Annotated in this window: 9 protein-coding genes and 2 pseudogenes; 2 read left to right on the top strand and 9 right to left on the bottom strand. The window is 50.8% G+C overall.

What is annotated here, in order from left to right; all coding sequences use genetic code 11:
* Window positions 1–45: 45 nt before the first annotated feature.
* The 7 genes and pseudogenes from GTU79_RS08295 to rimK all read right to left on the bottom strand — a co-directional run bounded on the left by GTU79_RS08295 (window position 46) and on the right by rimK (window position 6,882).
* Window positions 46–531 (bottom strand): YbjO family protein, encoded by a 486-nt coding sequence (locus GTU79_RS08295; RefSeq protein WP_203522228.1) that lies wholly within the window; start codon window positions 529–531, stop codon window positions 46–48.
* A gap of 146 nt (window positions 532–677) precedes the next feature.
* Window positions 678–1,523, bottom strand: coding sequence for a putrescine ABC transporter permease PotI (gene potI / locus GTU79_RS08290; RefSeq protein ID WP_203522229.1), 846 nt, complete (start codon window positions 1,521–1,523; stop codon window positions 678–680).
* On the bottom strand, window positions 1,520–2,401 hold the full coding sequence (gene potH, locus GTU79_RS08285) for a putrescine ABC transporter permease PotH (protein ID WP_253073634.1): 882 nt from the start codon (window positions 2,399–2,401) through the stop codon (window positions 1,520–1,522). Before potH ends, potI begins: the two co-directional genes overlap by 4 nt.
* Before the next feature lie 95 nt (window positions 2,402–2,496).
* The gene (gene potG, locus GTU79_RS08280) at window positions 2,497–3,630 is read right to left on the bottom strand and encodes a putrescine ABC transporter ATP-binding subunit PotG (protein WP_132927831.1); all 1,134 of its coding nucleotides are present in this window, start codon (window positions 3,628–3,630) and stop codon (window positions 2,497–2,499) included.
* Window positions 3,631–3,756: 126 nt separating this feature from the next.
* The gene (gene potF / locus GTU79_RS08275) at window positions 3,757–4,869 is read right to left on the bottom strand and encodes a spermidine/putrescine ABC transporter substrate-binding protein PotF (RefSeq protein ID WP_214513839.1); all 1,113 of its coding nucleotides are present in this window, start codon (window positions 4,867–4,869) and stop codon (window positions 3,757–3,759) included.
* Between the two features lie 375 nt (window positions 4,870–5,244).
* A complete protein-coding gene (locus GTU79_RS08270) occupies window positions 5,245–5,724 on the bottom strand; it encodes a type III secretion system chaperone family protein (RefSeq protein ID WP_132922680.1) in 480 nt (159 codons plus the stop codon).
* A 256-nt stretch (window positions 5,725–5,980) separates the two neighbouring features.
* Window positions 5,981–6,882, bottom strand: a pseudogene (gene rimK / locus GTU79_RS08265) (30S ribosomal protein S6--L-glutamate ligase).
* Window positions 6,883–7,127: 245 nt separating this feature from the next.
* Here rimK and GTU79_RS08260 point away from each other — a divergent pair.
* The gene (locus GTU79_RS08260; protein ID WP_132922682.1) at window positions 7,128–7,394 is read left to right on the top strand and encodes a GrxA family glutaredoxin; all 267 of its coding nucleotides are present in this window, start codon (window positions 7,128–7,130) and stop codon (window positions 7,392–7,394) included.
* Window positions 7,395–7,567: 173 nt separating this feature from the next.
* Here the strand turns inward: GTU79_RS08260 and ybjM are convergent, their stop codons facing one another.
* Window positions 7,568–7,933: an inner membrane protein YbjM gene (ybjM, locus tag GTU79_RS08255; protein WP_253073509.1), complete on the bottom strand. Its 366-nt coding sequence runs from the start codon at window positions 7,931–7,933 to the stop codon at window positions 7,568–7,570.
* 116 nt (window positions 7,934–8,049) lie between these two features.
* Window positions 8,050–9,085, bottom strand: a pseudogene (locus GTU79_RS08250) (IS630 family transposase).
* Between the two features lie 1,648 nt (window positions 9,086–10,733).
* Here GTU79_RS08250 and GTU79_RS08245 point away from each other — a divergent pair.
* On the top strand, window positions 10,734–12,023 hold the full coding sequence (locus GTU79_RS08245; RefSeq protein WP_214513837.1) for an aromatic amino acid transport family protein: 1,290 nt from the start codon (window positions 10,734–10,736) through the stop codon (window positions 12,021–12,023).
* Window positions 12,024–12,031: the final 8 nt, after the last annotated feature.

Genomic DNA, 12,031 nt, shown 5'->3' with positions numbered 1-12,031 from the left:
GAAAGCGGAACGGGCGCGCGTTGTATCACCGCCGGGGCAACAAAATCATTGTTTGCCGGTAAAAAAACGCTGGCCGGTTTTCGGCACGAACAGCAGACTCAGCATCAGCATATCGGGTAGTTTATGCATTAAAAGCTGATACAGGATTTCAGCTGCGCCGTCGCCGGGCAGCACGAACATTTCGGGATAATAACCGTGCCAGGTGGCGACAAACAGATAGCCGGCGCTAATGAGTTGACACCCTAGAAAACACCAGCGCGCACGGGTCCGCCCCCGCAACAGGGCGAATCCGCAATGCAATTCCAGAAAAAGTATTACCAGGGCGGCCAGGAACAACAGCGTCAAATCCCAGGAACCGCTGCTGGTGCTGATGAAGCTTTGTATTCCCTCCAGGCCCAGATTGCCGGCCAGCATCACCACCCCAAGACAGCGGGTGGCGATAATGGCGACAGCGGCGGTAACCACCGCCACCGGGGCATGGCCGGTCCAGCGCGCCCGGTCTGAATAACGGTTTCTAAAGATCTCCGACATGGATTTTCTCCGCGCAGATGAGGCCACACAGGTGCGGCGCACGCAACAAGACTAGCAGCTTTGACAAAAATCAGCTACGGACCGTCCGCTGCCGGAGCAGTGATATCGGCATTCCGCTGCGAATGCCGCCGCATCTGTGCCGACAATCAGCCGCGAGCCGCCCGCTGCCGGTCCAGCCGGCGCTGTTTTTCAGAGCGCGACATCAGCCACCAGGCAATCATCCCGATGATGCCCACCACCCCCAAAATAATAGTGGCCAGGGCATTGATCTCCGGATTCACCCCCATCCGCACGCTGGAGAACACCAGCATCGGCAAGGTGGTGGACCCCGGACCCGCGACAAAACTGGCGATGACCAAATCATCCAGGGAAAGGGTAAATGCCAGTAGCCAGCCGGAAATAATCGCCGGGGCAATCATCGGCAGCGTAATAATGAAAAAGACCTTAATCGGCGTAGCGCCCAAATCCAGCGCGGCTTCCTCGATGGATTGGTCCAGTTCCCGCAGCCGGGAGTTAACCACCACCGCGACGTAGGCGGTGCAAAAGGTCACATGGGCCAGCCAGATGGTGAACATGCCCCGCTCAGCCGGCCAACCGATGGCGTGCCCCAGGGCCACGAACAGCAATAGCAGCGACAGACCGGTTATCACGTCCGGCATCACCAGGGGCGCGGTGAGCATAAAGGCAAACGTATCGGATCCGCGAAAACGACCGAAGCGGACAATCACCACCGCCGCCAGCGTGCCGAGAATCATCGCCATGGTGGCGGTGGCCGCCGCAAGGGTCAGGCTGAGGGTGACCGCGTTTATCATGGCGTCGTCATGCATCAGAACCCCGTACCATTGGGTTGACCAGCCGGCCCAGACAGTCACCAGTTTTGAGCTGTTAAACGAATAAATCACCAGCATCAGCATCGGGGCATACAAAAACGTAAAGACCAGGACCAAAATGACGATGCGCCAGGGCGAACGCACTACCGGAAGAGTATTCACGCGTGTTCCCCCAGGGCTTTGTTTTGATGCTTATGGAACCACATAATCGGCACGATAAGCAGCAACAGCATCACCACCGCCACTGCCGACGCCACCGGCCAATCGCGGTTATTAAAGAACTCCTGCCACAGGATTCGGCCGATCATGATGCTGTCCGGCCCGCCGAGCAGTTCGGGGATGACATACTCCCCCACCGCCGGAATGAATACCAGCATCGAACCGGCGATAATCCCGCCCTTGGTCAGCGGCACAATCACCTGGAAAAAGGTCTTGAGCGGTCGCGCGCCAAGATCCAGCGAGGCTTCCACCAGCGAATAATCCAGGCGGGTCAACGCGGTGTAGACAGGCAGTATCATAAACGGCAGGTAGGCGTAAACGATTCCGATGTAAACGGCCAGGTTGGTATGGAGGATCACCAAAGGCTCATGGATAACCCCGAGCCACATCAGGAAATTATTCAGCACGCCGTTGTTTTTCAAGATTCCCATCCAGGCATAGACCCGAATCAAAAACGAGGTCCAGGACGGCAGGATAACCAGCAGCAGCAGGATATTGCGGGTGGAAGGCTTACTGTGCGCCACCGCCCAGGCCATGGGGTAGCCAATCAGCAGGCAGAAAAAGGTGGAGATGGCCGCGACCTGCAGCGACTGCAAATACGCCTCGATATAAAGCGGATCCTCCAGCAGCTGCATAAAATTCGCCAGATTCAGCGAAATATCCAGCTTGCCGTCCACCCAGGTGACCAGATCGGTATAGGGTGGAATCGCACGGGCCATATCCGCCAGGCTGATTTTGAAAACAATGAGGAACGGCAGCATAAACAGCAGCAGCAGCCAGAGGTAGGGCAAAAATATGACCCCCTTGCGGCCGTGTTTCATCTGCAGCCGCGTCAGGTAGCCTGGGGTATTCAACTGTCCCGGTTCAGATCCGGGCGGCGTTTTTTCAACCGAAACAGACATGTTTTCCCCTTGGCCTATACCGTCAACACGACACAACTGTCCGCATCCCAACAGAGACGGACCTCATCGCCCCAGGTGGGCGTCCCTTTACGGAAACGATGGGCATTCTGCAGCTGAGCGCTGATTATCTGGCCGCCTTGCAGCCGCACATGGTAAATGGATAAATCGCCAAGATAGGCGATATTCACCACCTCCCCCACGGCAAAATTGGACCCATCCGCCGGCACTTCATCGCACAGCATGATTTTTTCCGGCCGCAAGGCCACATGCACCGGCACGCCGTCCACTACCGACACGTCCGTATTCACCTGCAGCGGATGCACCAGCGCCGGACTTTGCAGAATGAGCGAATCGTCGCGGCGTTCTTTAAGCAATCCGTCGAACATGTTCACCGAGCCGATAAATTCGGCGCTGAAACAGCTGTTGGGATGCTCATAAATTTCTTCCGGCTCGCCAATCTGGACGAACTTACCGCGATTCATGATGGCGATTCGTCCCGCCATGGTCATGGCTTCCTCCTGATCGTGGGTCACCATGACACAGGTAACCCCAACGCGCTCAAGGATATCCACCACTTCCAGCTGCATACGATCCCGCAGCTTTTTATCCAGCGCCCCCATGGGTTCATCCAGCAACAGCAATTTCGGCCGCTTGGCCAGACTGCGGGCCAGCGCCACCCGCTGCCGCTGACCGCCGGAAAGCTGATGGGGTTTCCTGCCGATAAATTCCTGCATGTGCACCATGGTAAGCATCTCTTCCACCCGCTGTTTAATCTCCCCGCGAGGCAGCTTGTCCTGTTTCAACCCGAAAGCAATATTCTGCTCCACCGTCATATGGGGAAACAGCGCATAGGATTGAAACATCATATTTATCGGGCGCTGGTAGGGCGGCATATGGGAAAGATCCTGGCCGTCCAGGACGATTTGTCCCTGGGTCGGCTGCTCAAAACCCGCCAGCATCCGCAGCAGGGTGGATTTGCCGCAGCCTGACGCCCCAAGTAAAGCGAACATCTCCCCTTTGAAAATGGTCAAACTGACGTCATCCACCGCCAACTGGCCGTCAAAGGCCTTGGACAGATTGCGGATTTCCAGCAATGGCGTAACCATTTTCAGACTTTTAGGCTGTGGGCGGGGTAGTGCATCATTCACTGACATGGCTCTCCGGAACAAAAGGAACAGACAAGGCGTTTTTGTCCTGCCGTTTCTGAAAAGCATAACAGGCGGGAGATTAAGCCGCCTGTCGGTTAGGTTTAGTTTTTTGGTTGCTGCACGGAACTATTTGCCGCTTTTCACTTTAGTCCAGGCACGGGTTATCACGCGATCAATGGCCGGCGGCTGTACCTTGAGGGTAAAGAGCTTAGCCCGCACATCCGGCGGCGGATAAATGCCGGGATTGTTACGTACCGCTTCGTCCACCAAAGGTGTAGACGCCAGATTGCCGTTGGCATAAAAAATCTGGTTGCTCACCTGCGCGATGACCTTGGGATCCATCAGGTAATTCAGGAATTGATAGGCCTCGTCGACATTTTTGGCATCGGCGGGGATGGGGGGGACGTGAAAAAAAGCCAGCGCTCCCCCTTTTTGGAAACTGTAAACGATATTCACGCCGTTTTTGGCTTCCTTGGGGCGGTTCGACGCCTGCATCACATCCCCTGCCCAGCCGATGGCCACACAGATATCACCGTTTGCCAGGTCATTGATATATTGCGATGAATGGAAATACCGGACGCTCGGGCGCAGCTTTAACAGCAGGTCCGTCGCCGGGCCGGTATAATCGGCGGCGTTGCCGCTGTTGGGATCCTTGCCCAGATAATTAAGCACGGTGGCGAAAATTTCCGACGGCGCATCCAGGAAGGAAACACCACAGCTTTTCAGCTTCGCCAGATTTTCCGGCTTGAGCACCAAATCCCAGCTGTTGAGCGGCGCGTCATTGCCCAATATGGCTTTCACCTTGTCGACGTTGTAGGCAATGCCGGTGGTGGCCCACATGTAAGGAATGGCGTATTTATTGCCGGGATCGTTCCGGCTGATCAATTTCAGCAAATCCGGATCCAGGTTTTTATAGTTCGGTAATTTGCTTTTATCCAGCGGCTGGAATACGCCGGCGGTTAATTGACGCTCAAGGAAGCTGGCGGAAGGGACGACAATATCAAAACCGGTACTGCCGGCCATCAGTTTGCCTTCCAGCACCTCATTGGAATCGAATACATCATAGACGACCTTGATGCCTGTCTGCTTCTCGAAATCCGGTACGGTATTCGGCGCGATATAATCGGACCAGTTATACACATGCAATGTTTTTTGTTCCGCCGCTATTGCAGTGGCGGATGCTGCCATCAACAAGCCGACAGCGAAACCCGACAGCCATTTCTTACGTTGGGTGAACATCCGTTGCTTCCTCCAGATCCCAGTCAACAAAAATGTATATATGCATCTCAACCGAGACACAGCGCGTCAATAAGGTGCAGCGGCTGATGGAATCTCCGTGAATATTTTTTATTCATCGGATTCGCGGGGATAACGAAGAACACCATGCCGTTTCCCTGATTCCAGAGCAGTATCGCAAGCATAACCGCAGCGACAAAGCTACGCCAGAGCTCTGCAAAAAAAATGGCTTTAATCGATTAATTATTCATTTTTTGTCTATCAAATAGGGTGTTTATGGCTTAACCGGAGAGGCAAATCGGGCGAATTGAGGAAAAACGCAGCAGAAACCATGGAAAACAATGAGTTGAGTTTTACCGCAGCAGCAGGAGCTAGGTATCAATGGATAACCGGCGCCGTATGCTTCTCCTCGGCGGGCGTATCTTCCTCTTCGATGAATAATAAATCGTTGGCGCGGGCTTCAAGGATGAGCATGGAGACCTGTTCTTCCGCCTGCTGCATAAAATGGCGGAATTGACCGAAGGTGATGCCGACCTCGGTACTCAAGGACTGGCAGGCCACCAGCTTTGGCAGATTATCATCCTGGATATCGATAAAGGCCTTAACGGTCAGGGAACTGGCGTTGATTTGGCTTAAATCACCCACCAGGGCGATCAGCGCCGTCGGCCGAACTTCCGCCAGCGCGGAGAAAAGGATGACATTGTCAATCAGATCGACCTTGGCATCGAATATTCCATCGAAATTTTGCATATGCGGCAGATGCAACGCCTGACAGGAGTCACACTCGAAAAATGAGAGACTCATTTTTTCCAACCAGCGTCTAAGGATATCAAGGTCCGGAATAACAAGTGAATCCATAACGCTAACCCCTAATTAATAAATCCGAAACGGGGCATAGCTTACGGAATATTAATCAAAGGCGCTACGGTCAAACACAGCAATTTACATCAAATATCGCTCTCGCCGGCAAAAGGAGAACTACGGCGGTTAAGCGGGTGGCCGGTAATGCAATAACATCACGTTGATTTTGAATGATTAGCGGGCATTATTTGACCCCAATTCTTTTTTAACGGCAGTCAAACGGGGCAAAATCCTAAAATACCGGCAGTGCTAATCAACGTGACGGCGCAGACAGCAACCGCCGTTGTCCATGCTGTTCGATATGGCGGATCATCATGCCTGCGATATCGATGCCGGTGGCGGTTTCCACCCCCTCCAGCCCCGGCGACGCATTCACTTCCATTACCAGCGGGCCGCGCTCGGCGCGCAGAATATCCACACCGGCGATTTCCAGGCCCAGGGTAGCAACCGCTTTTATCGCAATGGCCCGTTCTGCCGGGGTTATGACCACCCTATGGGCCGTACCGCCCCGATGCAAATTGGAGCGGAAGTCCCCCGGCTGAGCCTGGCGCTCGATAGCCGCCACCACCTGGTTGCCGATGACCAGGCAGCGGATATCGCGTCCTTGCGCCTCATGCACATACTCCTGTACCAGGAACTGTGCTTTCAGACCCCGAAACGCATCGATCACGCTTTTAGCGGCCTGAGGGGTTTCCGCCAGGACCACGCCTATCCCCTGAGTACCTTCCACCAATTTCACCACCAGCGGGCGCCGCCGACCATTTCAATCAAATCTCCGGTATCGTCGGGTGAATCGGCAAAGCCGGTCACCGGTAAATCTATGCCTTCTTTCGCCAGTAATTGCAGTGAATGCAGCTTATCCCTCGCCCTGGTAATGGCGGCGGAATTATTAAGGGCATAGCTGCCCAGCATTTCAAACTGGCGCAGCACCGCCGTTCCGTAAAAGGTAATGGCGGTACCGATGCGGGGGATCACGGCATCATAGGGCGCCAGGCGCCTGCCCTGGTAGTGAACGGACGGCGCGGCACAATTGATATTCATGTAGCAGGAGAGCGGATCGATGATATCCACGCTATGGCGGCCGGCTTCGGCGGCTTCCCGTAACCGCTTGCATGAAAAAAGGGAACCGTCCCGGGATAAAATGGCTATTTTCACACAGTACCCTGCTTTCTGGTCATAATCCGGTTGATAATAATCCGCGGGTAGGTTTCGGTCGAGCAATGTTTTGCCTGGGAGCTAAAAACAGCGTCGCGGCATTTTAGATAGGAACGGGGCATTAAACTGAAAGGTAATTACTGCTTTTTTTTGACGCCGGTCACAGGCATAGTAAACGGCAACAAGAAGCGTAACAACTTTCATTGATTCGTTTCGATTGTCATTTTATACGTTAAGGAGTGAATATGTTTGCTGTCATTTTCGGACGTCCGGGCTGCCCTTATTGTGTGCGCGCTAAAGAGTTGGCTGAAAAACTGACTGTTGAACGGGATGACTTCTCTTACCGTTACGTCGATATCCACGCCGAAGGCATTTCCAAAGCGGACCTGTCGAAAACCGTAGGTAAACCGGTGGAAACCGTGCCGCAAATTTTCGTCGATCAGGTTCATATCGGCGGCTGTACGGATTTTGAAGCCTACGCTAAAGAAAACCTCAGTTTATATCAGCAATAAACGACACTTCCCCGGGCCGGCCTTAACCGGCCCGTACTGGTTGTCCACGCGCCCCGCCTCTTTGGTTCCAAAGACGTTTATACCCCCTCATATTTCAAGCTGCGAATGTCTTGGCTTTCCTGCGACACGAATTATTTAGGGTATATCAGCATTCTGAAAGCCATGTATGCCGCTTACAGCAGAGTATGGCGTTTGAAGATTTCGCTGGCAAAAAAACACACCAGCGCGCCGCAGGCACACCAGAAAATCGCGCTTAACAAATACGTCACCTGGTACCACAGGGAATAATGCAGCTGGTTGCTTACATTGAAAAGCAGCAGGCATAACGGCGATACCAGTAAGGCGCCCAGCAGCGGACAAGTGATTTTACTGCCGCGAGACAGCAGACCGCCGACGATTCCCGGCAGCAAGTACAGTAAAAACCCCAGCGCCGCGCCCTGGTGTCTTTCATTCAATACAATGAACCCGCTCTCTTGACTGGCAAAAACCACAAGAAATAGTACAGCACTGCTTATGGTTCCAACCCTTAGCCGTGTCATCGCCATTTTCCTCCCCGTCGTTTATCCAGCTACCTATCCCCAGTAGGAGAATCCATGAATACCTTTGTTTAACGAAAAAAAGAAATCATGATCTTCGGCCTAAATAGCTTTTCATATTACCGCTCCACTTGTGCCAGTCCATGCTGGTTACCCGGAAACGGTGATGCGGCTTTCATAAACTGAGCAACCCGGTTCAGGAGTTGCCACATATATCGGCATTGATGATTACGCGTTACCGTTTCATGTAACGATAACCAGAGCCGCTCTATTGGGTTCAGCCATGGAGAATAGGTTGGCAAAACAGTACTCTGAACTTCTTATTATTAGCCAGCCAATTTTCTACCTTCCGGCTCTTATGAATAACATAGTTATCAACAACTAACGTTATCGTTTTGGCCCGCCGATAAGTCCGTTTCAATACCCTTAATAGATGGATAAATAACTCAGAGTTCTTACTACTGCCGCTAACATAATGGACTTGGCCTGTCGCGGCATGCAACGCGCCCGCCAGGTAATGCTTCTGATTCATTCCCGGCGTGGCGATGCGTTTTTGCTGCCCTTTCAGACACCAGTCCGAGCCGATTTTCGGGTTTAAATCGATATCGACTTCGTCTTGATAAAACACTGGATTATCAAAGGAGTTTTGCGCCAGAGCTTGCTCGATAATCGTCCATTTTTCCTCATAGTGAGGGTCTTTTATTTTCAGTGTCGGCGCGGCCCTGCGCCAGACAAGGTCTGCCTGTTTCAGGTAGCGGTATAAAGTAGCGGGATGAAGCGAGATGTTAAAAAGCCGATTAACGGCCAAAGCCAGAAGCTCCGTACTCCAGCGTGAACGCAGCCAGCCAAAATCCTGCGGTGAACGTTGCACAAGAAGCGGCAGGATGGGCAAGATATCAGCGACAGGCCACCGAGGCTCACGCCCTGGCTTGAGACTTTTCAGCCCATTAACTCCATATAAAGTAAACAAATTTATCCACCTTCCTATTGAAGAACGAGCCGCACACAGTATTTTGGCGACCTCGGTAACGGTCATTCCCTGGTGCAACATGAGCATCGCCATCAGTCGGCGAGCATGATTTTATCACGAGTTTGTTGGGCCTCTTTTCTCATGAGATATCGTTCTTCATCAGGGATAAATGCTATGATCGGCATCGCTCAGTCCGGTGGGTGATTTGTTGAATTTGGCGATTGATCAGATCGCTCAATTCGGGCTGAGTTCCATCAAAGTGATCTACTATTTTGCAAAGCTATTTAGCCTAAACAATCATAATCAGAAAAAGATCGGTTCTTCCCGGCGAAATGCAGCGGAGGAGATCTTTATGGATGGCGCTACGTCCTTAGTGGGGCCACGGCTAATAACCCGCTGTAGATATATGAAATGGACCCCTGTTTTATAAAAATGAATATACCGGATAAATTCATTAATATCAAATAGTTGCTGGTAACAATATAGTTATCATTCGTGAATATTAACGTATCGGATATGTTAAAAGGCGAAGACACTTTGTTAGTGAATATGGGAAGTAAATCTCCCGGACTGAATAAATAAAACCCCGTTATTTTCTACAAACGCGTCATTCCAAAGATATTTTTCAATAAAAGAATTAGTGCGCCGCCCTACTCATTTCGTGAACATGATAGAGTTTAAAAGGCGGATTATGCATTTCCGGTTTCTCCGGACGGGCCACAGAAAAGAAAGATTCAGTTTTTCTTACTACCGGAGGATGTCGACGGTAAACCGTTACATTAACGATGGTCAACTATCACCACGCCTGCCGGCACGCCGAGACGAACGGCAAGGGATTGCGCACCCGCCATACCGGCGCTTTTCCGGCTTCGCTTCTGCGGGCAGGACACCTCTTGCAGCCACGGGATAGATTATCCGTCATAATGGCTGGTTGAGACAAAGAGTAAGAGATGTTTACTTTGTGAACAAAAAAATTTTCCGTGATCAAGAACTTTCTTTGCCTTATAGAGTCTGAATTAGTGCCACTGCTTTTCTTTGATGTCCCCAAATTGAGGAGCCCGATCGTCCCGCCTTCTTAGGTTCAAGACTTTCGGGTTTTTTATTGTCCGCAACATTTTCACCCATCCCCGGTTTACCGCAGATGACCGTCACGTTTTTTCAGGTTTGCCTTCTTTCGGAAGGCTTTGTGCATATACGCGGCGCGGGAAACGTCTGTGTCAAAATGTTTGGCGGCAAAATAAACCATATCATGCCATTAAGAGGATACTGTTCCGAGACAAAAATGGTTTTTATTTGAACCAATGTCTATTCTAAAGTAATAAGTTAATAACCTAACTAATTATGAACCTATAGTGAAATAGTTTACTGTATAAGATGCATTGACTTTTATGTATAGCGAGTTCTTATCAATGCTTATTGAAAATAATTATTAATTAAATAATATACCATTATCATTTTTTATAGACTCGAATGGTAACCCAGCGAAATTACAGAATAAAGTGATAAGATAAAGCATGATGAATTTATAATAACCAGATTAAATCCCCATCACAAAACAACATTCTCTTATAGATACAGATAAATCCCTCTGATTAATAGTAAACAGCAGCCTTCGTGATTGCCGTAAAATAACCGATCAGGCTCAAAAAACACTTTTATGCATGAATATCCGACTTAAAGGATATATTATACAGGCGGGATATCAAATTTAATCCGATTTTGATGATTGCTTATTTGTAACTTTATCCTTTCGCCATAATAGGACGAAGGGTGATATATGCACTGGCTCAAGTGAGCCGTTAACCCCACTACCTGGTCTTTTTCGGAGAATTAATGGATACAACGCAAGCTACTTCTGTTACGGTGGTCCGTCACAGAACGGCCATGCAGTGGCGCAAATCAGATTCGGTCTGGATGCTGGGCCTTTACGGCACGGCAATCGGGGCCGGCGTACTGTTTCTACCAATCAATGCGGGCATCGGCGGTTTATTACCTTTACTTATTATGTCGATACTCGCTTTTCCCATGACGTTTTATGCCCATCGGGGCTTGTGCCGCCTCATCCTGTCAGGTAAGCCGGAATGCAACAATATTATCGACGTCGTTGAGCAACACTTTGGTTCTCTTGCCGGTAATATCATCACACTACTTTATTTCTTTGCCATCTATCCCATTTTACTGGTGTATAGCGTGGCGATCACCAATACCGTCGAAAATGTCATCACATACCAACTGCATCTTGCCGCTCCGCCACGCGCATTATTGGCTCTCATTCTACTCGTGGGTCTGATGAGCATTGTCCGGTTAGGCAAAGATATTATCGTCAGGGTAATGGGCATCCTGGTCTTTCCCTTCGTGGCGGTATTGATGTTTCTGGCGGTATTCCTGGTTCCTCACTGGAACGCCGATATATTCCACCAGCCGTTATTAACCGCCGGCGCGGGCCAGGGCGGCTTAATCAACACCCTGTGGCTGGCCATACCCGTACTGGTATTTTCCTTTAATCATTCACCTATTATTTCTGCGTTTGCCATGGCAAAACGCGGCGAATACGGCGACCACGCCGAGCAGAAATGCTCGAGGATATTGTTCTTCAGCAATATTCTTATGGTGTTGACCGTCATATTTTTTGTCTTTAGCTGTGTATTGAGCTTAACACCGGCGCACATGGCCGACGCCAAAGCGCAAAATATTTCAATACTCACTTTCCTGGCCAATCATTTCAATAATCCCTATATCGGGTTATTGGCACCACTGGTGGCATCCGTGGCAATAGCCAAGTCCTTTCTCGGCCACTATCTGGGAGCCAGCGAGGGATTTTCCGGACTGCTTGCCAAATCAATACATAAGTGCGGCAAAACAGTTCATCCGAACACGGTGAATAGGCTGACCGGCGGTTTTATGCTTATCACCGCCTGGCTGGCGGCAACCTACAATCCCAGTATTCTGGGAATTATCGAAACCCTGGGCGGTCCCGTCATAGCCATGCTGCTGTTCCTGCTGCCGATGTATGCTATTCAAAAAGTTCCGGCATTGGCCCGTTACCGCGGTGCGGCAAGCAATTATTTTGTCTGGGGAGTAGGATTTGTTGCCTTGACGGCGATTATTTATAAGCTGCTGTAAAACGTCTG

The organism is Sodalis ligni, from assembly GCF_016865525.2.
Taxonomy (GTDB): Bacteria; Pseudomonadota; Gammaproteobacteria; order Enterobacterales; family Enterobacteriaceae; genus Acerihabitans; species Acerihabitans ligni.
Note: the sequence above shows the minus strand (reverse complement) of the source record. Positions and strands in the feature narration are given on the sequence as shown.

What these genes read in the sequence shown, in the direction of transcription:
- GTU79_RS08295 (WP_203522228.1), bottom strand. Translation starts at nt 531, where the DNA reads ATGTCGGAGATCTTTAGAAACCGTTATTCAGACCGGGCGCGCTGGACC.
- potH (WP_253073634.1), bottom strand. Translation starts at nt 2,401, where the DNA reads ATGAAACACGGCCGCAAGGGGGTCATATTTTTGCCCTACCTCTGGCTG.
- potF (WP_214513839.1), bottom strand. Translation starts at nt 4,869, where the DNA reads ATGTTCACCCAACGTAAGAAATGGCTGTCGGGTTTCGCTGTCGGCTTG.
- GTU79_RS08270 (WP_132922680.1), bottom strand. Translation starts at nt 5,724, where the DNA reads ATGGATTCACTTGTTATTCCGGACCTTGATATCCTTAGACGCTGGTTG.
- GTU79_RS08260 (WP_132922682.1), top strand. Translation starts at nt 7,128, where the DNA reads ATGTTTGCTGTCATTTTCGGACGTCCGGGCTGCCCTTATTGTGTGCGC.
- ybjM (WP_253073509.1), bottom strand. Translation starts at nt 7,933, where the DNA reads ATGACACGGCTAAGGGTTGGAACCATAAGCAGTGCTGTACTATTTCTT.
- GTU79_RS08245 (WP_214513837.1), top strand. Translation starts at nt 10,734, where the DNA reads ATGGATACAACGCAAGCTACTTCTGTTACGGTGGTCCGTCACAGAACG.